Annotated in this window: 20 protein-coding genes, 2 tRNA genes and 1 pseudogene; 3 read left to right on the top strand and 20 right to left on the bottom strand. The window is 68.3% G+C overall.

What is annotated here, in order from left to right; translation table 11 throughout:
• Window positions 1-143: 143 nt before the first annotated feature.
• The 10 genes from IPP98_11925 to IPP98_11880 all read right to left on the bottom strand — a co-directional run bounded on the left by IPP98_11925 (window position 144) and on the right by IPP98_11880 (window position 13,799).
• Window positions 144-3,512, bottom strand: a complete 3,369-nt coding sequence (locus IPP98_11925; GenBank protein MBL0179816.1) for a glycosyl hydrolase — start codon at window positions 3,510-3,512, stop codon at window positions 144-146.
• 81 nt (window positions 3,513-3,593) lie between these two features.
• The gene (locus tag IPP98_11920; GenBank protein MBL0179815.1) at window positions 3,594-5,129 is read right to left on the bottom strand and encodes a DUF853 family protein; all 1,536 of its coding nucleotides are present in this window, start codon (window positions 5,127-5,129) and stop codon (window positions 3,594-3,596) included.
• 78 nt (window positions 5,130-5,207) lie between these two features.
• Window positions 5,208-6,185, bottom strand: a complete 978-nt coding sequence (locus tag IPP98_11915) for an SMP-30/gluconolactonase/LRE family protein (protein ID MBL0179814.1) — start codon at window positions 6,183-6,185, stop codon at window positions 5,208-5,210.
• A 157-nt stretch (window positions 6,186-6,342) separates the two neighbouring features.
• Window positions 6,343-6,564 (bottom strand): hypothetical protein, encoded by a 222-nt coding sequence (locus tag IPP98_11910; GenBank protein MBL0179813.1) that lies wholly within the window; start codon window positions 6,562-6,564, stop codon window positions 6,343-6,345.
• 1,021 nt (window positions 6,565-7,585) lie between these two features.
• Window positions 7,586-8,926, bottom strand: a complete 1,341-nt coding sequence (locus IPP98_11905) for a hypothetical protein (GenBank protein MBL0179812.1) — start codon at window positions 8,924-8,926, stop codon at window positions 7,586-7,588.
• 40 nt (window positions 8,927-8,966) lie between these two features.
• Window positions 8,967-11,030 carry a hypothetical protein gene (locus IPP98_11900; protein MBL0179811.1) on the bottom strand — a complete coding sequence of 688 codons (2,064 nt, stop codon included), beginning with the start codon at window positions 11,028-11,030 and terminating at the stop codon, window positions 8,967-8,969.
• 240 nt (window positions 11,031-11,270) lie between these two features.
• A tRNA-Gln gene (locus tag IPP98_11895) sits at window positions 11,271-11,343 on the bottom strand.
• Between the two features lie 78 nt (window positions 11,344-11,421).
• Complete coding sequence (locus tag IPP98_11890; protein MBL0179810.1) at window positions 11,422-11,985, bottom strand: hypothetical protein; 564 nt, start codon at window positions 11,983-11,985, stop codon at window positions 11,422-11,424.
• Window positions 11,986-12,083: 98 nt separating this feature from the next.
• Window positions 12,084-13,673 carry an HD domain-containing protein gene (locus IPP98_11885; protein ID MBL0179809.1) on the bottom strand — a complete coding sequence of 530 codons (1,590 nt, stop codon included), beginning with the start codon at window positions 13,671-13,673 and terminating at the stop codon, window positions 12,084-12,086.
• Window positions 13,674-13,726: 53 nt separating this feature from the next.
• A tRNA-Ala gene (locus IPP98_11880) sits at window positions 13,727-13,799 on the bottom strand.
• A 159-nt stretch (window positions 13,800-13,958) separates the two neighbouring features.
• On the opposite strand from IPP98_11880, the gene IPP98_11875 reads away from it, so the two are divergent.
• Window positions 13,959-15,455 carry a deoxyribodipyrimidine photo-lyase gene (locus tag IPP98_11875; protein MBL0179808.1) on the top strand — a complete coding sequence of 499 codons (1,497 nt, stop codon included), beginning with the start codon at window positions 13,959-13,961 and terminating at the stop codon, window positions 15,453-15,455.
• A gap of 406 nt (window positions 15,456-15,861) precedes the next feature.
• On the opposite strand, the pseudogene IPP98_11870 reads toward IPP98_11875, so the two are convergent.
• From IPP98_11870 to IPP98_11850, 5 genes and pseudogenes are all read right to left on the bottom strand, one after another.
• Window positions 15,862-16,724: pseudogene (locus IPP98_11870) on the bottom strand (ribonuclease Z).
• Window positions 16,725-16,788: 64 nt separating this feature from the next.
• Window positions 16,789-17,340 carry a GTP cyclohydrolase I FolE gene (gene folE, locus IPP98_11865; protein ID MBL0179807.1) on the bottom strand — a complete coding sequence of 184 codons (552 nt, stop codon included), beginning with the start codon at window positions 17,338-17,340 and terminating at the stop codon, window positions 16,789-16,791.
• Between the two features lie 105 nt (window positions 17,341-17,445).
• On the bottom strand, window positions 17,446-18,324 hold the full coding sequence (locus tag IPP98_11860; GenBank protein MBL0179806.1) for an MCE family protein: 879 nt from the start codon (window positions 18,322-18,324) through the stop codon (window positions 17,446-17,448).
• 13 nt (window positions 18,325-18,337) lie between these two features.
• The gene (locus IPP98_11855) at window positions 18,338-19,084 is read right to left on the bottom strand and encodes an ATP-binding cassette domain-containing protein (GenBank protein MBL0179805.1); all 747 of its coding nucleotides are present in this window, start codon (window positions 19,082-19,084) and stop codon (window positions 18,338-18,340) included.
• The gene (locus IPP98_11850) at window positions 19,085-19,687 is read right to left on the bottom strand and encodes an ABC transporter permease (protein ID MBL0179804.1); all 603 of its coding nucleotides are present in this window, start codon (window positions 19,685-19,687) and stop codon (window positions 19,085-19,087) included.
• Window positions 19,688-19,709: 22 nt separating this feature from the next.
• Here IPP98_11850 and IPP98_11845 point away from each other — a divergent pair, with 22 nt between their 5' ends.
• Window positions 19,710-20,654, top strand: coding sequence for an A/G-specific adenine glycosylase (locus IPP98_11845; protein ID MBL0179803.1), 945 nt, complete (start codon window positions 19,710-19,712; stop codon window positions 20,652-20,654).
• Here the strand turns inward: IPP98_11845 and IPP98_11840 are convergent.
• The 5 genes from IPP98_11840 to IPP98_11820 all read right to left on the bottom strand — a co-directional run bounded on the left by IPP98_11840 (window position 20,591) and on the right by IPP98_11820 (window position 25,516).
• Complete coding sequence (locus IPP98_11840) at window positions 20,591-21,832, bottom strand: aminotransferase class V-fold PLP-dependent enzyme (protein ID MBL0179802.1); 1,242 nt, start codon at window positions 21,830-21,832, stop codon at window positions 20,591-20,593. The two genes, IPP98_11845 and IPP98_11840, sit on opposite strands and share 64 nt — an antisense overlap.
• Entirely contained in the window at window positions 21,829-22,287 is a 459-nt protein-coding gene (locus IPP98_11835) for a hypothetical protein (protein MBL0179801.1), read from the bottom strand. The genes IPP98_11840 and IPP98_11835 overlap by 4 nt, the downstream gene beginning before the upstream one ends.
• Window positions 22,288-22,323: 36 nt before the next feature.
• Window positions 22,324-23,148, bottom strand: a complete 825-nt coding sequence (locus tag IPP98_11830; protein MBL0179800.1) for a patatin-like phospholipase family protein — start codon at window positions 23,146-23,148, stop codon at window positions 22,324-22,326.
• Entirely contained in the window at window positions 23,145-23,588 is a 444-nt protein-coding gene (locus tag IPP98_11825; GenBank protein ID MBL0179799.1) for an acyl-CoA thioesterase, read from the bottom strand. Before IPP98_11825 ends, IPP98_11830 begins: the two co-directional genes overlap by 4 nt.
• Window positions 23,589-23,728: 140 nt before the next feature.
• Window positions 23,729-25,516 carry an NAD+ synthase gene (locus IPP98_11820; GenBank protein MBL0179798.1) on the bottom strand — a complete coding sequence of 596 codons (1,788 nt, stop codon included), beginning with the start codon at window positions 25,514-25,516 and terminating at the stop codon, window positions 23,729-23,731.
• 92 nt (window positions 25,517-25,608) lie between these two features.
• Here IPP98_11820 and IPP98_11815 point away from each other — a divergent pair, with 92 nt between their 5' ends.
• On the top strand, window positions 25,609-26,067 hold the full coding sequence (locus tag IPP98_11815) for a hypothetical protein (protein MBL0179797.1): 459 nt from the start codon (window positions 25,609-25,611) through the stop codon (window positions 26,065-26,067).
• Window positions 26,068-26,100 lie beyond the last annotated feature (33 nt).

Raw genomic sequence — 26,100 nt, 5'->3', positions numbered from 1 at the left:
GCGTTGAGTTGTTGATGCTTTAGTCGTTAGTCGTTGGTCGAGCGTGAAGGTCCTTCGACTCGCGCCCTTCGGCGCTTCGCTCAGGATGACACACCTCTAACGACCAACGACTAACGACCAACGGCTGAGAAATACATTCCGACCTACCGAGGTAGTCTCCCCGGCGTCGCCGGCGCGCCAATCCTGTCCAGCTCCGCATCCACTGCCGGCAGTTCCGTGACCAGTATCGGCTTCAGCTTGGCATACTCGATCGCAAACGCCGCCGAGGCGATGTCGTACTGCTGGATGTTGCTTCCCGTCGGCGGCTGCGACCCGCTGGGGAAGGCACCACCCGCGTGGGTGCGAATCGAGACCGGCACCTGCTCGCCGCGCGCCGAGTTGACGTCGTCGCCGTTGATCTCGCGCAGGATCTTCTGCAGCTGATCGTCGAGCGACTTGACCCGGGTGCGGAGCGCGGCCGGGGCCGCCGGCATCTGGTCGAGCACCCGGATGATCGCCGCGAGCTTGGTGCGCGCCGTGGTCGCGGCATCCGAGGCCTGCCCGATGTCGCTCGAAAGCTTCGACGCCTTGCTCCGGAAGGCGAGGTTCGCGTCGCGATCGGCCAACGTCAGCGTCGACGTCGGATCGGCAAGGACGTTGAAGGTGACCGGTGTCGAGCTCGGCGCAAAGACGCCGCGCTCCCGCTTCCCGATCACCACGGTGTACTGCCCGGGCGGCACCGTCGTGAGCCCCGCCGCGCCACCACCACCCCGGCCACCGCCGCCGCCCGCTGCGCCGCCACCAGCACCCGCCGGCGCGGGCGCCGGATCGGCCGGCGTCTCGAGCGAGCCTCGCAGGTCCCAGGTCCAGCGTTGCATCCCCTTCGCGCCGCCGATGTTCGCGAGGCGCCAGACCCGGCCCTTCGCATCGGTCACCTGCGCCGCCATGGTGATCGGCTCTTCCGCCGCCTCGGCGAGGAAGTCGGCAGGCGTCGGGTAAACGAACGGCTTGTTCGCCTTCTCGGCCGCCTTCTGCGCCTCGATGCGCTTCTCCTTGAGCGACTTCCAGACCTGCTCCTTCAACGTGTACACCACGGTCGCGCCGATCTCCGGATTGGCCGCCCCGTAGAACGACTCGCCGAGGGAGGCCTTCCCGCCACCGCCGAACTGGCCGCGCCGCTGGATGGCCACGGCATCGGCCACCGGGAAGACGTGCACCGGCTTGTCGAGCAGCGCCGGGTCGAGCGTGCGGAGCAGCGAGTAGTCATCGACCACATAGATCGAGCGGCCGAACGTCCCGAAGACCACGGCGTTGTCGCGCCGCTGGATCGCGATGTCGCGCACCATGATCGTCGGCAGCCCGGGGACCTTGAGCCACTTCTGCCCGCCGTCGAAGGTGACGTAGGCGCCGAACTCCGTCCCCGCGAAGAGGATCTTCGGGTTGACGTGATCCTCGGCAATCGCATAGACCCCGCCACGCTTCGGCAGGTCCCCGGCGATAGACGTCCACGTCTTCCCCGCGTCAGTCGTGCGCACCAGGTACGGCGCAAAGTCGCCGTTCTGGTGATTGTCGATCGCGGCGAAGGCGGTCCCGGCGTCGTGCACCGAGGCGATGAGCCGCTGCACATAGGCGTTGCTCGGCACGCCCGGAATCGAATCGACCTTCCGCCACGCGCCGCCGCCATTCTCCGACACCTGGATCAAGCCATCGTCGCTACCCACGTACAGCAGTCCTTCCTGCTTCGGCGACTCGGCCACCTGGGAGATGTTGCTGTAGAAGGCGGTGCTCTGGTGCTTCGCGACCGCCTCCGGCCCCCACACCTTCCCCATCACCGGGAGCGCGTCGCGGTTGACCTGGCGAGTGAGGTCGCCCGAGACCGGTGTCCAGCTGTCGCCGCGGTCGTCGCTCTTGTAGAGCCGCTGCGACGCGGTGTAGAGCCGGCTGCCCTTGAACGGCGAGATGATGATCGGCGTGTCCCAGTTCCAGCGCGACGGTGCCTCGCCCCGCAGCTCGCGCGGACGGATGCCGACGGCCTCGCCGGTCCGGTGGTCGTAGCGCACCATCCCGCCGTTCTGCGACTCGGAATAGATCGTGTTCGGATCGGTCGGGTCGATGCGCGAGACGAAGCCGTCGCCGCCGGTGGTGATGAACCAGTCCGAATGCATGATGCCGTGGTTGCTCTTCGTCGACGTCGGCGCGCAGAAGGAGGCGTTGTCCTGCGTCCCGCCGCAGACGCGGAACGGCGTCGAGTTGTCGACGTCGATGTCGTACATCTGGGCAATCGGCAGGTTGCCGAAGAAGGTCCAGTTCTCGCCGCCGTCGCGGCTCTCGTAGAGCCCGCCGTCGTTGCCGTTCAGCAGGTGCTCGCCGTTGGCCGGGTCGATCCAGAGCGCGTGGTTGTCGACGTGCTTCGACTTCTCGCCGACGCCGCGCCAGGTGGCGCCGCCATCATCTGACACCTGCGTGCCGACATCCATCGAATAGACGCGATCGACCTTGTGCGGATCGGCCACCAGCACGGCGTAGTACATCGGCTGCGCGGTGTACGTGCTCCGGCGCTCCCAGGTGATGCCGCCGTCCTGCGAGCGGAAGATGCCGTTGGCACCCTCGGCCGCCTCGACCGTGGCGTAGACCACGTCCGGGTTCACCGGCGAGACGGCGAGGCCGATCTTGCCGAGGTTACCGCTCGGGATGCCGCCCGAGATCTTGCGCCACGTCTTGCCGCCGTCGGTCGAGCGCTGAAGCGAGCTCTCGGGGCCGCCGTTGATCAGCGTCCAGTAGTGCCGCCGCCGCTGCCACGTCGCGGCAATCAAGACATCCGGGTTGCGCGGGTCGAGCACCACGTCGGTGACGCCGGTCTGCGGGCTCACCGTGATGATCGACGTCCACGTCTTCCCGCCGTCGGTGGTCTTGTAGAGACCACGGTCGCCGCCATCGGCCCAGAGCGGCCCCTGCGCCGCGACGTAGACCACATCCGAGTTGCGCGGGTCCACGACGATCTTGCCGATGTGCTCCGACTTCTCGAGCCCCATCCGTTTGAACGACTTCCCGCCGTCTTCCGAGCGGTAGACGCCGTCGCCGTAGCTCACGCTGCGCTGCGACTGGCTCTCGCCGGTGCCGACCCAGACGACTTCCGGGTTGCGCGGGTCGAGCACCACGGTGCCGATCGAGTAGGAGCCGTAGCGGTCGAAGATCGGCGAGAAGGTCGCGCCGCCGTTCTCGGTCTTCCAGACGCCGCCCGAGGAGGCGCCGATGTACCAGATCGCCGGGTTCTTCGGATGCACCACGATGCTGCTCACGCGGCCGCCGACGAACGCCGGGCCGATCAGCCGCGGCTTGAGGATCGACCCCAGCGCCGCCGCAAACGGATGCGGCTTGGTGGCGGCGGTATCGGCCTTCGCCCCCTTGGTGGTGGCGGGCTTGGCCGACTTGATGCTATCGGCCTTGGCCTTCGGTGCGGTAGGACGCTGGGCTGCCAGCGGTCCGGCAAGGAAGATCAGCAACAGGGCGGGAATGAACCTGGACAGACGCACTGCACACCTCGATCAAAGTGGTGACATCATTGTCAAACGGCGTTATCGATCATCGATCATCGATGATCGATCATCGATTTGCTATCTCCGCCTGCGCGGCGCCCCAAACAACGCCCCCATCAACGTCCGCGTGATCGTCCCGACCACCGTCCGGGTCAGCGGCGACTTGAGCACCTGCTCCGTCATGGTTGGCGGCTCCTTCGGGGCGCGGCCACTTCGTGTCGGCACCGGGATCGGCGCATTCGCTGCCGCTTCGGCCGCCTCGCGCGCCACATCGGCCGCCCGCTCGGCGAGCAACTCGCGAGCGCTCTCACGGTCAATCGCCTTGGCGTAGTGCCGCACCTGCTTCGACCCGGCCAGGCGCGCGGCCATCTCGTCGGGGGTGAGCGGCGCCATCCGGGCGGCGGGCGGGATCAGCCGCGTCGCGAACGGCGGCGTCGGGGCGCCGCGCGTCGTCAGCGTGGTGATCAGCGCCTCGCCGGTGCCGAGGGTGGTGAGCGTCGCCTGCACGTCGTAGAAGTCGGTCTTCGGGAAGGTGCGGGCCGCCGCGCGGAGCGCCTTCTCGTCGTCGGGAGTGAAGGCACGCAGCGCGTGCTGCACCCGGTTGCCGAGCTGCGCGAGGATGTCGGCGGGGACGTCCTTCGGGCTCTGCGTCACAAAGAAGACGCCGACGCCCTTGGAGCGCACCAGCCGCACCACCTGCTCCACCTGGTCGGTGAACGCCTTGCTCGCGCCATCGAAGAGCAGGTGCGCTTCGTCGAAGAAGAAGACCAGCTTCGGCTTGTCGAGGTCGCCCACTTCGGGGAGCGTGGCATAGAGGCGTGCCAGCATCCACATCATGAAGGTCGAGAAGAGCGCCGGCTTCTGCTGCACGTCCTGCAGCTCGAGGATGCTCACGAGGCCGCGGCCATCCGCTTCCACCGAGAGCAGGTCCTGCAGGTCGAATTCCGGCTCGCCGAAGAACGCCTCGGCCCCCTGCTGCTCGAGTTCGACCATCTCGCGGAGCAGCACGCCGACCGTCTGCTTCGACATCCCGCCGTAATCGGCGAGTTCCTTGGCGCCGTCGCCGGTCAGGTACTGGAGCACCGCGCGGAGGTCGGTGAAGTCGAGCAGCAGCAGCTGCTTGTCGTCGCAGTACTTGAACACCAGCGAGAGCACCGAGCTCTGGGTCTCGTTGAGGCCGAGCACCTTGGCGAGGAGCAGCGGGCCGAACGACGAGACGGTGGCGCGGAGCTGGGCGCCGTGGGCGCCGGTGAGCGAGAGGAACTCGACCGGGAAGCCGCTCGCCTTCCAGCCAAAGCCGGTGTCGGTGGCGCGCTGGGTGACGCGAGCGTTGGCCTCGCCCGGCATCGCGACGCCTGAGACGTCGCCCTTGATGTCGGCGAGGAAGACCGGGACGCCGGCCGCCGAGAGCTGCTCGGCCATCAGCTGGAGGGTCTTGGTCTTGCCGGTGCCGGTCGCGCCGGCGATCAGCCCGTGCCGATTCATCATCGGCAGCGGGACGGTCACCAGCGGTTCCGCGTGGCATTCCCCTTCGTGGAGGACGGCGCCGAGGGTGATGGTCGGGCCGGTCGTCGGGAAGGCGGCCCGGGCGGCGTCGAGAACCTTGGAATCCATGCGGGTGCTCCATCGGAAGGGCGAGCGGGACGCGCCAAAGGTCGCGCCGAACGCCGTACCGGGGCAACCGCCCGGGGGTCAGGGGACCAGGCCGATCCCGTCGGGGCCCGCCCCGGTCGCCATCCAGCGGGTCAGGGTGGCCGTCGCAATGTCGAGCTCGGCCACCTTGGCGACGCCGTTCATGGTGATCCAGGCCTTGCCGCCCTTGGGCGAGACGATCAGCCCGAATGGTGCGGCGTCGCCGCCGTCGGGGTCGGTCACCGCCACCTTCGCCTTCACCGCCCGCGTCTGGGCATCGAAGATCCAGATCTCGTTGCTCATCGGGTTGTTGACGATCGCGGTCCGCGAATCGGGAGTGAAGCCGATCCGGTACGGAAAGCCCGAGGTCTGCACCGAATCGACCACGGCGCGCTTGGCGAGGTCCACCACGAACACCTTGCCGGTGTTGTTGCTCCCCATCCAGACCATCTTGCCGTCGGGCGACGCGGCGATCGCCTCGGTCTGCGTGCCGACCTTCACCACGGCGGGCGGCGTGTCCCCGGCGAGGTCGACGATCGACAGCGTCCCCGGGGTGATGTTGGCCACATAGGCGGTCTTGCTGTCGGGCGAGAGCGCCACCATATGCCCCATCGTCTGCCCGGTCGGTTCCTCCCGTACCACGGTGCCGGCCACGACATCGACCAGCACCAGCGCGCCGCCCCGTTCGGCGGTCACCACCAGGGTGCGGTGGTCCGGCAGGAACGCCGCGCCGTGCGGCCGCACATGGGTGCCGAAGGTGATCGTCCGCGCCACCTTCCGCGCGGCCACGTCGATCACCGTCAGCGTCGTGCCGCCAGGCCCCGCGGCGCCATAGTCCGTCGCCACGGCCCACTTCCCGTCGCGCGACACCGCCACCTCATGCGGGGCGTTGCCGGTCGGCAGCGTCGCCACCGTCTTCCCGTCGGCCAGCGTGATGATCGAGGCGGTGCTCTCGTTCTTGTTGGTGATGACGAGAGACTGGGCCGATGCCCCGACGGCGGGGACGATCAGGAGCGCGAGGGCGAGGGGGAGGCGCATGGGGGGATCCGATGAAATGGATGATGGATGATGGATGATGGATCGCCTGCTTTCTCCTGAAACGAGCGCCACGGCGAGATCGTTTCATCGCGGCGCTTCCCGAGCAATCCTGTCGATCATCCATCATCCATCATCCATCATCCATCATCCGTTGGCTTCATCCTCGTAAACGGATACCCCCCGCACCCGTCTTCGGCGTGGCGCGGTTCGCGGCCGGCGTCGCCTCGGCGGCGGCGCGGGTCGGCGCGTCGTAGGCGGTCAGGCACCACGCCCAGGCGTAGGGCGGCATCCCCGTGAGCGGCATCCAGTCGATCCGGCTCCACCGCCCCTTCTCGGCGGAGTTGGACGAATCGTTCTGGGCAATCAAGTACTGCCCCACAGCATCCCACCGGACGATGTGATAGCGATTGCGGCTGCCGTGCTGCCAGAGCGAGTCGCCGATGACGTGGCGGGTGCCGTAGTCATCGACGAACGCGCCGATCAGCTGCGCAGGCGCGCGCGCCGGCGCCGGGGCGAGCGCGGGGGTGGCAGGCGGGGAGGAGTGGCGCGCGGTGAGGAGGAGGTGCGCTCGGGCCCGCGGCCCGGCTGGTGGTACTCCGCGTCTCTACCCTCGGTGCGGGCCCTTATTTCGAGCTTAAACAACGCGCACAATAGCACAATGTGCCGTTCTACGTCAAAGGCGACCCCGAGGCCGCTGTTGCCGCGGATTGACCATTGGTAGAACTGGACATTGGTCGGCCAGCGAACCACGGCTATCTGGCGGCCTGTCCGATCATACAAGTCTGCGACGTTGTCCTGTGCCTGCGTAGACGCGAGTTGGACCCAGAGGCGGCCCTCCAAGTCAAAGCCGATGTCCATGATGGGAGGCTTCGCCTGCGGTACCCGGAGGTCGATCGACGATCGGCGGACACCAAGCCTCCGTGCCTTAACAGCGATCCGGTTGTATTGCACGCCGCGTCATTGTGGCCTTTGGTTGTTTTGTTGTTTTGTTTTGTTTGTTTTTGTTTTTTTGTTTTGTGCTTTTTGTTGTTCACTCATTGGGTATGCCACGACGAACTCGCCTCCCTGACCCTCCTTGTTGTGGCACTTTGGTAGCGGCTCCACCAGTTTGGTTGATGTCCCCGGCCGCCGCCCTTTTTTGGGCTTCTCTCGGTGCTGGGTGTAGGACCCGGGGAGCTTTGCCTCTTTTCCCCCCCGCGCCCTGCCCGGCCTGGCCCGCGGCGCGCCACCGGTATGCCCGGATGCGACGACGCACTTCATTGTGCCCGGCCCGGCCCGAGGCAAAAACGACAACAGAACAACCCGGCTCGCAAACCCAAGAACCCCCCCGGCGAAGACAACAGAAAACAAAAACCCAGCCCCTCCCCAAACCTCCCAAATGGAAGCAGTCGGCCTGCGGCTCAAACACACGAACACGACGCCGTGGGCCAAGACCCCCCGGCGGGAGCAGAAACACAGACCAAGAAACCGACTGGAAAGATATTCATCGCGCGACTTTCCGACGCCCCGCCGATCGAAGGTCTAGTCGCGCGGGGTGCCCGCGGGGCGGGCGCCCCCCCGGCGCTCCGGGCGGCACTCCCCACTTCACCAGCACGCTCGCACCACTCTTCCCCCGCGCAATTCCCCACGCGGCGTCGCCGGCGAACGAGATGCGGCCGATGCCGAGTCGCTCGAACGCGAGCTCGCCCAAGTACGTGCCGTCGACACCGACCGCGCTGAACGCCAGCGGCTCGGCGTAGGAGAGCACCGGTGCACCGTCGCCGAGCGAGAGTCGCTGCTCCGGCGGTGCGGGCCTGCCCTGCACCGGCCGCTGCAGCCAGAGCAGTGTGCCGTTGGCGTCGACCTGGATGCGCGCGAAGACCGGCTTCGGTGGCCGGAAGGCGCGGCACAGAGAGGCTCATCTTCGTCGCCTCGAACTCGAGCAGCGCCTGCCACTCGGCGCGCTCGCGCGGCAGGAACGGCGTGCCGCGGACCGGCACCTCGATCCGGACCACGCGGCCCGCCTTCGCGTCGGTGAGGAACAGTGCCGCGCCATCGCTCGCGCGCGAGCTCATGCGTCCATCGCGCATCGGGTGCATCAGCCACTGCGGCCAGAACGGCGATGGCAGTGGCGGATTCCCGGCGATCATCGGCGTCGCGAGCGAATCGAGCAATTGTCCGGTCAGCGCGAACCGCAGATAGCCTTGCCACGACGACGTGCCATCGCCACCCGTGGCAGGGGCGAAGATCGACTGCGATTGACCGGCAAGCAGTGGTGCGTCGTTGCTCGGTTCGATCGAGACCGTCAACGCCACGGCTGGCAGGACCCCACCGTCACGCGCCCAGCGTACGATGCGCTGGCTCCGACGGTCCAACACCCAGATCTCCCCTTCCGGCCCCTCGGCAATCGAGCCCGGCGTGACGGACGGGCCGTATTCTCCGGGGCCCGTCCCCACACGGCCCAGCTGGCGCATCCGCTCACCCTCGGCGTTGAGGAGCAGCAGTTCAGGTCCGTTCACGCCTCGACCATCGAAGACGGCGACCCGCCCGTCCGAGAGCGCCAGCGCGTCCATCAGCTCGCCGAACTCGCGCCCAGGGGCGGTGCCTTCGACCACCAGCAGCTCCGGCGCCGTGCGCGGCGTGCGCCACGTGCCGCCGGCGCGTGGCCGGAGGATGGTGGTGTCGGGGCGCTGGGCGACCGCGTAGGTCCCGAGCGGAGCGACAGCGAGCGTCAGACCCAGCGCAAGCGCAGCAAGCCTCAATGCGACTCCATGAATGTCGTGGGTACTTCGAGCGTGGCGTTCACTCCAGCACCAACGGCGCGGAGCGGGTCAGCAGCACTCGGCCGTTCGGCGCCAGAATCTCGATCTCGATCCGATGCCGACCCTGGTCGAGTCGGCCGAAGTCGATTTCACGGAGCACGGGATTCAACCCGGCACTGAACGAAGAGCCGGAGGATACCTGAAGCACCGGTTTCCTGCCCGCGCCCTGCTTCTGGTCGCGATAGATCGAGATCCGTGTCGTGGTGCCGCTCATCGCCCTGTCGGACCGCACCTGGTAGAAGAGCGTCGCGGGGGCCGACCGGTTGACGGTGCCGAGCGGAGCGAGCGGAATCGTCTCGGGACCAGCGTCCCAGCGCAGTCCCTGCCTCGGACTACCGAGCACCAGGTCCGACACCGCCAACGCCCCGCCTCCTTGCGGGGTCACCTCGTCGTCCCAGGCGCGCCCGCTGCGGCGGTCCGATTGCTCGAGCACCACGCTCCACGCCGTGGCGTCTTCGACGCCCGGAAGCACGAAGGCACCCGTCAGGAAGCGCTTGCCGGAAGCGGTGTCGGGGAGGGTGAGCCGCCGGTCGAGTGTGGTGTCGTGCCACTCGCCGGTCGCACGCGCCCAGCGGCGGACCGTCACGGTGATCGCGGCAGTCCGTGACGTCCCCTCGGACTCGGAGGCGAGATCATCGAGCCGCGCAGCCCAGGTGACGAGCGAGATCGGTAGCCCGCTGCGTGGCTCCCAGAGTCGTCGCAAATCGGCAACGACGCGTATCGGCTTCGCGCCACGAACGGAATTGTCATCCTTCGTCGTCCCGATTTTCACGAGCTCTGCGTCGCTGACGATGACGCGCTGCAACTGCTCCTGTGGCAGCGGAGCCGCGCCACTCGCCGATCGCATGGTCAAGCCGCAGCGCCACGCATCGATTCCGCAGAGGTATGACCCCAACACGCCGGTGACCAGGCGCGTCGCCTCGGCGGAACCGTCGAATCGCTCGTTCTCGAACTGCAGCAGCATCTGGTTACCGTCGAGTCGGTAGACCCACGCTTCCCGGAGATTGGGGCTGGGTGGGCCACCCTGTGGACATTGCGGCGCGACGGCCACTCGCTCATCCGGGGCGCCAAAGCGCATCCAGATCACCCCACGATCATCGATAGCGCCCTGCCAGCGGGAATAAAACCGGTAGGGACGTGCCGGAATGGTCCCAGGCTCGCACGTCTGTCGGACTGCATCGGGCTCCTCACCGCCTCCAGTTTCCGGTGTCGCCCCGACGATTCCCCCTGCCTTCCAGGCCACGCGCGGCAACCGAAGTCGGAAGTGCGTCAGTACGTATTCGAGTCGACCGAAGTGCTCCTGCAGTCGCGTGCCAGGGGCCCGACCATCCCGGATGTCGCGCGATGCGAGGTGATCCCGCACCCACGCCCTCGCGTCCTTCACCGGCAGCTTGATCCACGCCGCGAGCTCGGTCGGCGACATGAACCATTGGAGATGCCAGCCAATCTCCTCCCGATCGCGCGGCGAGTCGAGTGTCTCCGCTGCGAGGAGGAAGGCATCGTAACCGGAGTGGGTGTCGCCTTCCCGATAGGCGAGCCTCGCCAAACGAAGGAGGTGAAAGGTGGAATCGTGTCCGCTGGCCAAGCCGAGGCGGAGGCACCGACGACTCAACGCACCGTCGCCGCGCTCGAGCGCGACCTGCGCACAGCCCGTCAGAAGGTTCGGTGAGGAACTGCCCGCCTCGACGGCATGACGCAGCGCCACGAGGACCTCCTCCTCGACATCATCCGGACGTTCCTCGAGTGCGAGCCAACCGAGCAGTTCAGAGGCTGGGGACCGCGCGTCGATCCGGATGGCGCGGACTGCGGCCTTGATCGCGCCGAAGTTCCAGGCGTCACCGGCGGTCATGACCGGGCCCTCGCGCCCGATGCCACCTGCCAGCTCCAGATTGGCGCGGACGCACGCCAACGCGTGCCACGCAGCGGCCGAGTCGGGATGGTCGCGGACGGCCCAACTGGCCCGTTCCTCTTCGCGGAGCAGCTTCGCACGGTCGTGCGCGGACGTCCCAACGCACGACGGCGGAGTGGGTAACGTCGTCGCCAACGTGCCCCACTCCCCATGAGCTTGACCGATGGGCAATAGCATTCCCGCAATCAGGACAATCCTCAGGACCATTCTGGACTCGGATCGGGGGCAGGAGGAAGGCAACTGATCGGAGTTTACCAGCGAATTCGATGCAACGGCGGGTGGCGGCGCCGACGTTCCTTTGGGGAACAGGGCGCAGACTCGGGGAGGAGACGACCAAAAAGCCGGCCCCCGCACTGCGGAGACCGGCTTCCTGTATTGCCCCTCCTGGGATCGAACCAGGACTCTTCTGATCCAGAGTCAGACGTGTTGCCAGTTACACCAAGGGGCAGTGGTCCGGACCGGCGAAATTAGCGGAACCGGCCCGGAGGCGCAATTCCCGGCCGGGGGTCAGGGCGTGCCCTCCCCCCTAGTACGACGCCGCGGTCAGCCGCACGTACTTGATCCAGAGCGGCGTCAGCCGGTCCAGCCGCCCCTTGAGCCCCGCCGCCGCCGTTGGCGTGAGGTGCCCGAACGGATCGGCCGTCAGCCGCGCCTTGAGCGGGGGCGACGCCAGCATCGTATCCATCTCCATCGGCCCGTCGATTTTTCCCTGGTAGTCGAGGTTCTCGAACGCCCGATTGATCGCACCGCGGACCTCGCGGTACCGCCCTTCGCTCAACCCGACCGCCTTCGCCGCGGCTGGGATGGTGGCCGTTTCCCACTTCGCCTGGGCTGCCGCCGCCCGCGCCTCAGGCGTCGTCGCACTCGCCGCCTTCCCCTCGGCCGCGACCGCCAGTTCCGTCTCGGCGATGATCCCCCTCTCGTACGCCTCCAGCTCCTCGTGCCCAACGTCGACCGGCGCCACGCGACCGGCGGGCGCCGCTGCTTCTGGCGGCACGGCGGCGGCGTCCTTGCCTGCATCGTCGGCGGGCTTGCTGCAGGCGGTGATCAACACGGAAAGCCCAACCAACATGATTTGGTTCGTCAGCATGGGGCCGAGCCCTCGCAACGGTGAACGACGATCAGGGGGGTCATGCAGGAAGGTGCTACCGCGCCGGCCCGGAGGCCAGCGCGTCGGGGCGGAATGGCCTAGGCGGCCATGGTCTCCTGCCGGGGGAGCGCCCCCGGGAGGCAGGTGAACCACCCCTTGAGCGCTTCGGTTGCGGCCGGGTCGAGGTGCTGCTTCGCCACCAGCGCGTCGAGCACGCCGATCGCCTGCGGCAGCGGCATCCCCGAGCGATACGGCCGGTCGGCCGAGATCGCTTCGGTCACATCGGCAACCGCGATGATCCGCGCCAGCTTGCCGATCTCGTCGCCCTTGAGGCCGAGGTGGTAGCCGGTGCCGTCGAGCCGCTCGTGGTGCGCCGCCGCCGTCGCGGCGAACTGGCGGAAGCGCGAGACCCGCTTGAGGATCTCGAGCGAGAAACGGGTGTGCTGCCGCATCGACTCGAACTCGATATCGTCGAGTGCCGCCGGCTTGTCGAGGATCGTGTTGCTCACGCCGAGCTTGCCGATGTCGTGCAGCAGTGCGGCGCGCTTGAGCGTGCGCAGCTCCCGCGCGTCGAGACCCATCGCCTCACCGGTTCGCACCGAGAGGATGGCGACGTTCTGCGAGTGCGTGGCGGTGAACGGCGACTTCGCGTCGATCACCCGCGCGAACGCCTCAGCCACGGTGTCAAGCTGTGCGTCGTCGAGCCGGATCACCTGATCCTCGGGCTCCTTGGCGTGCAACGCCGCGAGCGAATCAGCATGCTGCAGACCGCCCCAGAACTCGCTGTCCATCTGGAAGGCGTCGAGGCAATCGACGAGCACCGGGTCGAACCAACGACCACGCCGTGCATGCGCCATCTCGTACGCGGTGCGGACATCGAACGAGGAGACGAATACTTCCATCGTCTGCGCCAGACAGGCGATCCGTGACAGCATCGGGATCCCCGAGCCGCGCGTGCCGAACGGCTTGCCGTTGCCGTCCCAATGCTCATCCAGCGAGTGGATCCCCTCGGCGACGCCACGCGGCAGGTGCAGCATCCGCGCGATCTCGGCGCCGCGCTCGCAGCGCGTCTGCACCACCTCGGCCTCGGTCTCCTCCTTCCGGAGCCCGATCATCAGCGTGCGCCACGCCTTGGCGACCTTCGACTTCCCGGGCATCGAGTACTTGAAGACGTACTTGGCGGTGTCGGAGGTCGAGGTCCAGTCGGTCAGCTTGTAGGCATGCTTGACCAGGCGATCGTCCGCCCCGAAGAGGGAGGAGAGCCGGGCAGCATTCGACGAGCAGCCGAGGTCCTTGAGGAGGAGGGTATAGAAGAGGGCCGAACGCTGTTCATCGGCGAGGCCGAGGTGGTCCGCGATCCGCATCCCAATAAGGGTGGTACGGACCGCGTGCCCCAACGGCTGGCCCTCGGTGAGGTCCAGGGCAAAGGAGAGCGCCCCCACAACTTCCGACAGCCGGACCCCCTCAGGGGTCGGATCCTCGCGAAGCGCCCGAATGGACGTCCCCTTGGTCGCCCGGGAATTGGGCAGGACCTGAAGGGGGGTGGCACCCGCCTGCCCCCCGGCCACCCCGTCCAGAGACGAGGCAATCCGGGAGACAGCGGGCGCCGACGGCTCGACCGGTCGAGGCTCGACGGGTCGATTCAGGGCGGAGGCAGTTGTGGTCAGGGCGAGGAGCTTGGGCGACATGCCCAGCGAGGGGGCAAAAACAATGCCCGAACCGGCGGGCCGGATCGGGCAGATGGAGCTGAGGGGGTTCGAACCCCTGACCTCTGCAATGCGAATGCAGCGCTCTCCCAGCTGAGCTACAGCCCCCTGTTGGGGCCGACAAGATATGGCGGGCGGGGGGGTGGGAGCAAGGGTAACGGCCGGTCGAAGGGCGTGAGATGTGGGGCCGCGGGCCGGGGCGCCCCCCCGGGGCCCCAAAACAACGCGCCACCCCTCCACCGCCCCTCGGGGTAGAGTTCGTGACGGGTGGCCAGGAGGCTCGGCCGCTTTCGTCCCCTCCCGGACCTTTCACCCCCCGCCGCCCCCCCCGCACGCCGCTCCAGGGCAGCCCCCCCCCCCGCGGCCCCCTCCCTCGGCTCCGCCCCGCTCTCCGATGCCCGCCTCTGGCTCCCCGCCGGCGCCTCCCACCTCCGCCCCCGCGCGGGGGGCGAATTCGTCCTCTACTGGATCCAGGTCACCCAACGGGCGCACGACAACTTCGCCCTCGAGTATGCCATCGAGCAGGCGGATGAACTCGGCGTGCCGGTGCTCGCCTACTTCTCGTTGCGGCCGGATTATCCATGGGCGAGCGACCGCTTCCACACCTTCATGCTCGAAGGGGTGATCGACATGGCGGCGGGGTTCGCCAAGAAGGGAATCCAGTTCGCCCACTTCCTCGACCAGCGGGTGCAGGGCGATGGCGTCGACCATCATGCCAACCTGAAGGCGTTGTCCGCTCGTGCCTCGCTGGTGGTGACCGACTGGTTCCCGACCTTCATCATGCCGCGGCAGCTCAAGCAGTTGCGCGAGGCGATCGATGCGCCGGTGGTGGCGGTCGATTCAGCGACCGTGGTCCCGGCCCAGTCGCTGGAGAAGGCGTTCAGCGGCGCGCGGCACATTCGCCCGGTGCTGATGAAGGACCTCGATAGCTGGCTGCAGCCGGTGCCGAACAGCACGCCGCGCCACACCACCCCAGTGTCACTGCCGTTCGAGCCGACGATCGTGACCGAGGAGCGGATCGCCGAGCTCGTTGCGGGCTGCCCGATTGATCATTCGGTCGCCCCGGCACGTGGCTGGCGCGGTGGCAGCGTGGCCGCCCGCACCCGACTCGACTGGTTCGCGGAACACGGCCTGCCGCGCTACCTGGAGCGCAACGACCCGAATGTCGACGCCACTTCGAAGCTGTCGCCGTGGCTCCACTTCGGGCACGTCTCGGTGCACGAGATGCTCCTCACCGCCAAGTCAGAGGGGCCGTCGGAGCAGTACGACAAATTTCTCGACGAGACCCTCACTTGGCGCGAGCTCGCGTTCAACCTCTGCCGCTTCGAGCCGAGGCACCGCACCATGGCCGCCGTGCCGGAGTGGGCGCAAAAGGAACTCGCCGACCATAGCGATGACCCGCGCACCCTCTACCGCGACGACGAGCTCGAGTTTGCGCGGACCGACAACGAGCTCTGGAACGCCGCGCAGCGTTCCTACCTGCGCGATGGCTGGATGCACAACTACATGCGGATGTTGTGGGGGAAGAGCATCATCGGCTGGACCGAAAACCCGGAGCGCGCCCTCCGGCTCCTGGAACACCTCAACAACAAGTACTCGCTCGACGGCCGCGACCCGAACAGCTACGGCGGCATCCTCTGGTGCTTCGGGAAGTTCGACCGCCCCTTCTACCGTCGCCCGGTCTTCGGCACCGTGCGCTACATGTCCCTCAAGGCGGCATCCGGCAAGTTCGACGTGGAGCGGTACATCCAGAGCATGGCGTAACGGCTTTCGGCCGCGGCCGTCAGACCGCGGTGCCCCGCGGGCCCAGCCTGGGGGCTCCGGTCTCGCGTGTTCCAAGCGTCTTCGCCGCGGCGCCCCCTATGAAGCATGTCGGGGGCGCCGCAATCGGCACGTCCGGCGGAGGAGAGGGCTCGACGACACGGAACCCGCTCGCCCGGCCCCCCAGCGCCGGGCCCGCTTCACGCTTAAGGGGATGTTGAGGGGCGCGCGGAGTCGGGGTCGTTGACGCGAGGACCGCGTAGGGGCGAGGCATGCCTCGCCCCTCTTTCCCAGGCGCATTGGCCCGTCACCGCCGGCGTGCGACGTCGGACCGCAGCGTCAGCGAGCCCCGAGCCGCGCGCCACACAAGAGGTCCTTCGACTCCGCGCCGGCTACGCCGTCGCTTCGCTCAGGATGACACCTTCGTGTCGTCCCCGAACCCGACCTCGACGATCATCCCGTCCCGTGCAATCGTGGTATCGGGAAACACCGCGCGCGCCTGCGCCGCAAGCTCGGGGGCCTCGCGGCTGTAGCGCGCCGAGATGTGGGTGAGGTAGAGCTGGCGCACGCCCGCGTCGCGCGCCACCATCGCCGCCTCGCGCGCGAGGCTGTGCCGCGTCTCGAGGGCGCGCTCCTTCTCGTCCTCGCCGAACGTCGCCTCGTGAATCAGCAGGTCGGCACCCTGTGCCAGAACGCGCACGCTCTCGCACGGCACCGTGTCGCCGGTGTACACCACCTTGCGACCGCGACGCGCCGGGCCGACCAGCGCCTCCGACGTCACCATCCGGCCGCTGCCATCCGGCACCGCCTCGCCACGGTGCAACTTCCCCCAGAGCGGCCCCTCGGGGATGCCCAGCGATCGCGCCAGCTCGGGGTCGAAGCGCCCGAGCCGCTCGTGTTCGACCAGGGCGTACGAGAGGCACTCGCCGCGGTGCGACGCCTCGCCGACCATCAGGTCGTAGTCCCCGCGCGGCAACACATCACCCGGCTTCAATTCGACGATCTCGACCTCGAACTTCGTCCGGTCCATCCCCAGCGCCACCAACTGGCCGATCTGACGCTCGGCGCCACGCGGCCCGTGAAAGCGGAGCGGCGCGGTGCGCGCCTGCATCGACATCCCGCGCAGCAGTCCCGGGATGCCGAGGGTGTGATCGGTGTGATAGTGCGTCAGGAAGATGTCGTTCACCAGGAAGCCGGTGCCGTAGCGCATCATCTGCCGCTGCGTCCCTCGCCGCAATCGAACAGCAACGATTCGCCCGCCCGCTGGATCATCAGGCCGGAGACGTTGCGATCCACGGTCGGGACCGCCGCACTGGTGCCGAGAAGGTGACCTGAATCATCGTGAGCGGCTGTGGACCAGGCGGAGGAATTCCTCGCGCGTCGCGGGGTCGTCGAGGAAGGCGCCGCGCATCGCGGAGGTGATCGTGCTGCTGTCCTGCTTCTGCACCCCGCGCATCATCATGCAGAAGTGCTGCGCCTCGAGCACCACGCCGACGCCTCGCGGCTGCAGCTCCTTCCCGAGCGCATCCGCGATCTGGTCCGTCATCCGCTCCTGCACCTGCAGCCGCCGCGCGAAGACATCGACCACCCGCGCCATCTTCGACAGCCCGACGATCCTCCCGCCCGGGATGTAGGCGACGTGCGCCTTTCCGAAGAACGGCAGCATGTGGTGCTCGCACATCGAGTAGAACTCGATGTCGCGGACCAGCACCATGTTGTGGTGCGTCTCCTCGAAGAGGGCGTCGCCGATCACCCGCTCGGCGCTCTGCTGGTACCCCTGGGTGAGGAACTGCAGTGCCTTCTCGACCCGCTCGGGCGTCTTCTGGAGACCATCGCGGTCGGGGTCCTCGCCCAGGGCGAGGAGGATGCCGCGGATGTGCTGCTGCATGTCGGACACGGGAACTCCCGGGAATTGGCGCGCAACGAACGGGGCGACCGGATGAGCCGCCCCAAAGTCTAACCTCGGATACGCCACCCACCGGGGACAAGTTCCCTAGAAGACCCGGATCGTGATCCCCAGCTTGCCGGGGTTCTTCTTGATCTCGTCGATCAAGTCGGCCGTCGCCTTCATCGTGCGCCGCAAGTCGCTGTAGAGCAGGGTATCGCTGGCGAGCTTCCCGAGGGTGCCCTCGCCGCGCTCGATCCGGGCCAGCATGGCATCGACCCGCGTGCTGGTGGCGGCCAGGCGGTCGGAGAGGTTCCCCGCCGACCGCATGGTGGTGTCGAGCCGTGCCGTCAGCGCCGGAGCGTCGACACCAGCCAGCGTCGAGTCGAGCCGCGCCGAGGTCGTCCGCAGTGCCCGCATCGTCGCATTCACTTCCGCGGTCGGACCGTTCTTCGCGTCGCCATAGTAGCTCAGCAACCGCTGGCTCGCGGCCAACGTCTGCTTGAGCTCCACCACCAGGGCGGTGTCGAGCATCTTGTTCAGCGACGTCATCGCGACCGTGGCCTGATCGGCGAGGACGGCGCCCTTGTCGAACAGGCCCACCTCGGTCGTCCCCTGGATGGTGGCGCCGCGGGCGAGCGGGGCGCCCTGGCCCGGGTCGAGGTTGATCACCGCGTCGCCAAGCATCCCGATCGAGCCGATCGAGGCGCGCGCCGTCGCGGCGGGCGTGATGTTGTCCACCGAGAAGACCACGCCGACGCGCACCTTGCCGACGCCTTCGAACACGATCTCCTCGACGCGGCCCACCGGCGCCCCGGAGATGCGCACCGGCGCCCCCTCCTTGAGGTTGCCGATGTCGGCGAAGACCACGTTCAATTCGGGCTTGCCGATCGACTTCCCGCGCAGCCAGAGCGTTCCGCCAATGAACGCAGCGATGGCCACGATGACGACGGCGCCGACGGTGGCTTCCTTGTGATAGGAGTGCATCAGTTGCTCATGGTCAGAGAGGCTCGTTGTCGAAGTCGCGCTCCAGGAACGCGCGGACCTCGGGTACGGTCGATTCGCGGAACTCGGCCGGCGTTCCCACCGCCACGACCTTCCCCGCCGTGAGCAGGGCAATCCGGTCGGCGGTGCGGAACGCGCCGCGCACGTCGTGGGTCACCATGATCGAGGTGACGCCCAGCTCGGTGTCGAGGCGCTTGATCAGCGCGTCGATGATGTCGGAGTTCACCGGGTCGAGCCCCGACGTCGGCTCGTCGTACAACAGGTACTTCGGCCGTCCGGCGATCGCCCGGGCAATGCCGACCCGCTTCTTCATCCCGCCCGACAATTCGGCCGGCATCTTCTTGAGCGTCTCGGGCACCAGGTTCACCAGCCGCAGGCACTCGGCCACCCGTGCCTCGGCAATTTCCTTGTTGCCGAACTCTTCCGGCTTGGTGAGGCCGAGGCGGATGTTCTCGTACACATTCATCGAGTCGAACAGCGCCCCGTTCTGGAAGACATACCCGATGGTGCCGCGCAGGGCCGAGAGGTCCTTGCGCCCGAGCAGGGCGACGTTTTGCCCGTCGACGATCACTTCGCCGGCGTCTGGCCGGATCAGCCCGATGATGTGCTTGAGCAGGACGCTCTTGCCGGTCCCCGAGGGGCCGAGCAGCGCCATCGTCTCCCCTTCCTGCACCACGAGATCCACGCCGTCGAGGATCACCTGGGCGCCGAAGCGCTTCGCGAGGTTCTTGATCTCGATCATCTAGTTCAGCAACAGCTTGGCGAGGAGTGTGTCGAGCAGCAGGATCACCACCGAGATGGTGACCACCGCGCCCGTGGTGGCGCGACCGACGCCCTCCGCCCCTTGCTGGGTCGTGAAGCCCCGGTAGCAGGAGATGAGCCCGATGGCCCCCGCGAAGAAGAAGGCCTTGATGACCGAGTAGTAGGCATCGAACGGCCGCCAGTAGACGCGCGCGCCATAGATGAAGTCCTGGTCGGAGATCGGCAGCGCCTGCTTGGCCGCCACCCAGCCCGCGAGGACGCCCGTCACGTCGGCGATGATGACCAGCATCGGGATCATGATCAGGCACGCCATCACGCGCGGCACGAGCAGGTGCGACGATGGCGCGCGTCCCAGCGATTCGAGCGCGTCGATCTGCTCGGTGACCCGCATCGTCCCGAGTTCGGCGGCATACCGGGCGCCGATGCGTCCGGCCAGGACCAGTCCCACGAGCACCGGCCCGAGCTCCAGCACGATCGACTCCGTCACCAACGAGCCGACCACGTAGATCGGGATGTTGCCGGTGAACTGGTAGCCGGCCTGCAGGGCGGTCACCGCGCCGGCGAAGGAGGAGATCAGCAGCACGATGAAGAGCGAGCCGACGCCGATGCTCCAGCACTCGTCCCGAGTGCGGGGCAGCCAGATCCGCCACTCCGCCAGCCCGCGCCCCATCTCGGCGACCAGTTGCGCAAAGCGACCGACCGCGGAGAGCGTGTCAAGCACGATCCGCCCGGCACGGTGCTGGACCTGCGCGACGACTCCGCTCAACGGCTCCTCCCCTCATGCTGACTCGACATCGTCCCCCTTATCTTGTCCGTCGGTGAGCCCCAAGTCCATCCCCGATGCGCGGACGCACCGCCTCCGCTTCAAGCGCCGACTCGTGGCGTGGTTCCGCCAGCACGGCCGGGACCTGCCGTGGCGTCGGACCCGCGATCCGTACCAGGTGCTCGTCTCCGAAGTGATGCTGCAGCAGACCCAGGTCTCCCGCGTCGAAGGCTACTGGCACCGCTTCCTCGACCGCTTCCCGACCATCCAGCATCTGGCCGCCGCACGCCCCAATCGCGTTCGCGAAGCATGGGCCGGCCTCGGCTACTATCGGCGTGCTGCCAACCTGCATGCCCTCGCTCGCACCGTGGTGACGGACCACGACGGCAATCTGCCACAGGATGCCGATGCGTTGCGCGCCCTCCCCGGCGTCGGGCGCTACACCGCCGGCGCGGTGGCATCCTTCGCCTGGGAGTCGGCCGAGCCCGCCGTCGACACCAACGTGGCGCGCGTGCTGCGCCGCGTCTTCCATCCCGACCTGCCCAAGGGTGCCGCCGGCGAACACATCCTCTGGGACACCGCCAAGGCACTCGTCCCGCGCCGCGGCCCCTCCGCCTGGGCCACCAATCAGGCCCTGATGGAACTCGGCGCGCTCATTTGCACGGCCCGCGTTGCCCGATGCGCGATCTGCCCCGTTCGCAGCGCCTGCCTCACCGGCGCCGCTCAGCCGCGCGGCGCATCCTTGAGCAAGGCCACCGTCCGCTCGAGGTCGCGCGGGAAGGTGTAGATGTGCGTGCTCAGGCGGAGATACTCCAGGTTCGACTCCGCAATCCGCCGTGTCCTGATCCGCTGCGCCCCCAGATAGCCCTGCAGCGCCTGCGCCGTCGTCCCTGCCATCCGAAACGCCACCATCCCTGCCCGGAACTCCGGTCGTGTCGGTGACACGATCTCGACGCGCGGCAGCTTGGCGAGCATCGTGTGCAACTGCGTCGCGAGGCCACGGGCGCGGAGCTCGATGGCCCGCCGACCGATCGTCTGCTGGAACTGGACCGCGGCGCGCAGTCCGGCCAGCAGCGATTCATTGCTGGTCCCGACATGCTCGAATCGCTTGATGTCGGTCGCCGCCCAGTCGCCGGAGCCGATCAACGGCCAGGTCGTCGCCATCCGATCGGGCCTCACAATGAGCAGCCCGGTTCCCTTCGGGGCCAGCAGCCACTTGTGCGGCGACGACGCGTAGAAGTCGGCGTCGAGGTCGCGCAGGTTCAGCTCGAGCAGGCCGGGCGGGTGCGCCCCGTCGATCACCGTGATGATGCCGCGCTCGCGCGCCATCCGCACCAGTGCCCGCACCGGCTGCATCATCCCCGTCGAGAACAGCACGTGCGAGATGGAAAATACTCTGGTGCGCGGCGTCACCTGCGCCATCCACGCCGCCGCGAGTTCCGCCTCGCTCATAGGATTGAGTGGCGGAGTGAAGGTCTTGTAGACCACGCCACGGCGCTTCGCGAGCAGTTCCCAGCAACAGCGCCCGCCGATGTGCTCGTGCGTCGTCGACACGACTTCATCGCCCGCCTGCAGGTCGATCCCCGCCGCGACGATGCTCATCGCCTCGGTGGTGTTGCGCACCACCGCCACCGATCCCGGCCACGCGCCAAGGAAGGCCTCGAGCTCCGCGTGCAGCGCGACGCCGTCGACCGCCTCCTGGCCGATCATCCGCTCGAAGGCGCGGAGGTGGTGGATCGTCGCCTCGATCACCGGCAGCGGCGATGAGCCGACCGTGCCGGTGTTGAGGTGCGTCCCCTCGATCACGAACTGCTGGCCGATCCGCTCCCACGCCGCCTCGTCGTCGGGCGCCGCGTCGTGCGGCAGCGCACCCCGGGCACGCGTCGGCAACGGCGCGTTCGCCAGCCCGCGGAAGGCGGGCATCGCCGCCGCGAGCGCCAGCAGGTCGCGCCGGGTGATGGTCATCCGAGCTTGTAGAGTGCGCCGGCAACCAGCGCCAGGGCCGAGAGCGTGCCGCCGACCATGCCGGCGAGGACCATCCGCTTCCGCGCCGCGTCGAACGCCGCCGCCGTCTCACCGACCGCCTCGAGCCGAGTGAGCTTGCCGGCCGCCGGCATCGCGCCGAGCAGGGTCACCAGCGCGCCGAGGAGGCCGAAGCCCTGCATCATCCCGAGCCAGGGCCCGACCTGCACCGACATGCCGTTGTACATCCGGAGCGTGAGGATCAGCCCGGAGACCACGGCGATGATCGAGCCGGGCCCAATCAGGTAGCGGTAGATCCCTGCCTGCACGTCGGCGACGCCGCCCCAGAGCGTGCGCTCGAGCTTCTTCATCACTGCGCCCGCGACCATCACGCCCATCCCACCACCGATCCACATCACGAACGAGACGAAATGCGCCAGGCGCCAGAATCCAGTCATGACCACTCCATCAGCAGGTAGGGGGATGCTGCACCATCAGAGCGCGTCGAGCGCCTTGCGGGTCTCGACGTAGCCGAGGTCGGCGTACTTGGGGATCCGCTCCATCGCGAAGGTGGCGCCACGGTCCGAGGTCGGCCGAACCCAGAGCAACGGCGGCGCCCCCGGTCGGGCAAGCCACTGGTCGCGCATCAACTCGGTGTTGCTCGCCATCAGCCAGCCAATGGCAGTATCGGTCGCCGCGACGAACGGTGGCGGCACCGAGACCACCTCGCCCTGTTCGTCAAAGCCCGGGCCGGTGTGAATCGCGACCACGAGATCGCACTCGATCCCCGCGGCAAACGGCAAGGGCATCACCGCCCGAAGCCCGCCATCATAGTAGCCGCGGCCGTGCACCAACGCCGGAGGAAACCACGGCGGCAGCGCGCACGAGGCCACCACGGCGTCGACCAGCGGGGCATCGATCCCCCCGGTTCCGAACGCCACTTCCTTCCCTGTCTGCACATCCACCGCCGTGATGGTGCACGGCGTCACCAGCTCCGCGAACGTCTGCACCGGCATGAACTCGGCAATCGCCCGGCGAAACGGTTCCGGCTTGAGCAGCGCCTTGGCCCAGATGCCCCGGAAGAGTGCCACACGGTCCGGCGCGAGGACGTCCTCGCGCTTGACGGCCAGGAAGCGCTCGAGGATCACCTGGTGTGGCGTCCCCGACGCGAGCGCTGCCGCAATCACCGCCCCCATCGACGTCCCGATCCAGTGCACCACCTCGATGTCGTGCTCGGCCAGGGCCCGGGCTGCGCCGATGTGCGCCGCGCCTTTCGCGCCGCCGCCACTCAGCACCACCACCGCACGGCGCCGACTCACTTGGTGCCGTGCTCCCGGCGGTACGCGTCGGCCGCCGCGTAGCGCGTCTTCTCTTCCTCGGTCTCCGCTACGAGCCGCGGGACCCGACGAGGCCGGCCGTAGTCATCGATCGCCACAAAGACCACGTGCGCCGTGTGCGTGTTCCGCCGCTCGCCGGTGCTCGGCTTCTCCGACATCACTTCCACCGTGATGTCCATCGACGAGTTGCCGACGAAATCCACCGTGGCGTGACAGGTCACCAGCGACCCCATCGGGATCCGCTCGCGGAAGTCGACGCGGTGGATTGATGCCGTCACCGCTGCCCCCCCCGCGTGGCGGATCGCCGCGATCGCCGCCGCCTGGTCGACCATCGCCATCAGGTTCCCGCCGAAGAGGTCGCCGAGGATGTTGGCCATGTGCGGCATCACCAGCGTCGAGATTTCGCCGCGAGAGTGGGACATGGGTCGGAAGTCGGGGATCGTCACGTGGCGAGTCCTGAGTCGTTAGTCGTTAGTCGTTAGTCGTTCCGGACGCGTCGCGAAGTCGCTCTCGCCGGGCTGGTGGCGGAGCCTCTAACGACTAACGACCAACGACTAACGGCTCAATAATCCACCGGCCGCAAATAATACTCCCCAATCGCCGTCTGGCTCAGCATCGCCACGCTCGGCAGCTTCCGCTTCCAATGTGTGGCGTCGAGCCGCTTGCGCACCAGCCGGATCTCTTCGGCGCTGTAGCCGGCGGCGATCACCGTCTCGTCGAGGTGGCCGTGGAGCAGCAGGTCGAGGATGCCGTCGGCACGGTCATACCGGATGCCGAAGTCGGCCTCGTCGGTCTGGCCGACGATCAAGTCGGCGGAGGCCGGCTTGTTCACGATCGCGTCGGGTACGCCAAGGTGACAGGCGAGCGCCCAGACCTGGGTCTTGAAGAGGTCGCCGATCGGGTTCACCGGCGGCGCATCGTCGGCGTGCCAGGTGAAGTAGCCGAGGAGGCGTTCGCTCTTGTTGCCGGTGCCGAGCGGGAGCGCGTTGAGTGCCGCCGAGAGGTCGAACAGCGCCAGCATCCGGGTGCGCGCCATCACGTTGCCGAGGCGCGCCGCGCTGGGCGTGTCGCCGCACGCGGCGGCGTAACCATCCACGGCGGCAGAGATGTCGACGGTCCGCGCGTTGAGGCCGAGCGCGTCGATCACCAACTGCGCATGATCGAGCGACTCACGACTCGAGCTTCGGTACGGCATCCGGACGGCCGTGACCTGCCTCGGACCAAAGGCCTCGGCGGCCAGATAGGCGACGACGGCCGAATCGACGCCACCCGAGAGCCCCAGCACGACGTGACCAAAGCCGCGCCGGCGCTGCACCTCGTCGCGAAGGAACTCCACCAGCCAGCGGGTGGTGAGCGCGGCATCAATGGCCAGCGTGCCATGCGGCCGGACACCGCCACCGCGCGATGCGACCGCCGACGCGCGAGGCATCGCACCGCGTTCCGTGACGGACGCATCGCCACCGCGACCACGGGCCCGCTGCAGCGACTCGATCAGGTGGGGCAGCCGCGCCTCGAGGTCGGCGAGCAGCGGCGCGCCGGAACGGACCCGCGCGATCTCGTCAAGCGGCAGCGTGACCTGGATCGTCGCGTCCTCGAAGAGCGGCGCGCGCACCAGCACGTCGCCACTCGGGCCGGTGAGCAGCGAACCGCCCGGAAACGCCTTGCCGCCTTCGAAGCCGACCAGCTGCGCCAGCGCGACATAAACCCCGTGTTCACCGGCGATGTCGCGCGCCAGCCGCTCCCAGCGCCCCATCGAGCCGGGCGTCCCGGGATGGACCGGATCGGGTTCAAGCCCGCGCGCCGGACTCGCCGCGACGATCGCGAGGAACTGCGCGCCATCGACGGCGGCGATCGTCGGCGTGATCGAATGCCACGCGTCCTCGCAGACCAGCATCGCCACGCGACCGATGCGCGCGTCGAACGCCTGCACGTCGCGGCCCGCGTCGAGAAAACGCTCCTCGTCGAAGACGCCGTACGTGGGGAGGAAGATCTTGCGGTGGACGTGGCGGATCCCGGCGTCGTCGCCGCCGAGGGCGGCCCAGATCGCCGAGTTGTAGAGTCGGTCGATGCCGCGCTCGTAGAAGCCGAGGCAGACCTCCATCGGCGGGGCACCGGAGCGCGCGTGCCGCGCCTGCAGCATGCCGAAGAGCGCATCGGCGGTCAGGGCGTGCTCGTGGACGCCACCCTCGAGGAAGTACCCGGTCAGGGTGCCCTCGGGAAGGATCACGACGGCGGGGGGCTCGGGGGAGCTCGCCAGCGTCCGGAAGAGCGCCTCGATCCGGTCGAGATTCGGACCGGGGGCGCCCTTCGCGGGGCGGAACTGGGCCAGGGCGACGGTGATCGCGGACATGCCGAAATCTAGCGCCACCGAGCCCGGGGGCGCCCCGACGGCTTGGTATATTCCTGGGAGTTGCACCTCCCCCCGAAGATGGAGCACCACCGATGTCCCTGCTCGAATCGATCCAGGGCGCCACGAACGCCGCCCTGCCCCTCCCCTGGCTGGCCACCGCCGGCCAACCCTCCGCCGAGATGTTCACCGCCGCCAAGGCCTCGGGGGTCACCGCCGTCATCGACCTCCGCGACCCGATGGAGCCCCGTCCGTTCGATGAAGCCGCGACCCTCGCCGAGCTCGGCATCGAGTACGTCAACATCCCGGTGAACTCCGGTGCACTCAGCACGGAGCTGCTCGAGCGGATCCTCGCGGCCGTCCGGGCCCATGCCGACACGCCGACGATCCTCCACTGCGCGTCGGCCAATCGCGTCGGCGGGGCGCTGATCCCCTACTTCATCATCGACAAGGGGATGGACGAGCAGGCCGCGATCGACGCGGCGATGGCGGTCGGTCTCCGGAGCGCCGAGTTGATGGAGTGGGGCCTCGCCTACGCGCGGGCGCACGGCTGACCCGAAGCGCCAACAGCGTACAACGCATCAACC

It is taken from the genome of Gemmatimonadota bacterium (genome assembly GCA_016720805.1).
GTDB lineage: Bacteria > Gemmatimonadota > Gemmatimonadetes > Gemmatimonadales > GWC2-71-9 > Palsa-1233.
This window is presented reverse-complemented; position numbering and strand designations above follow the sequence as displayed.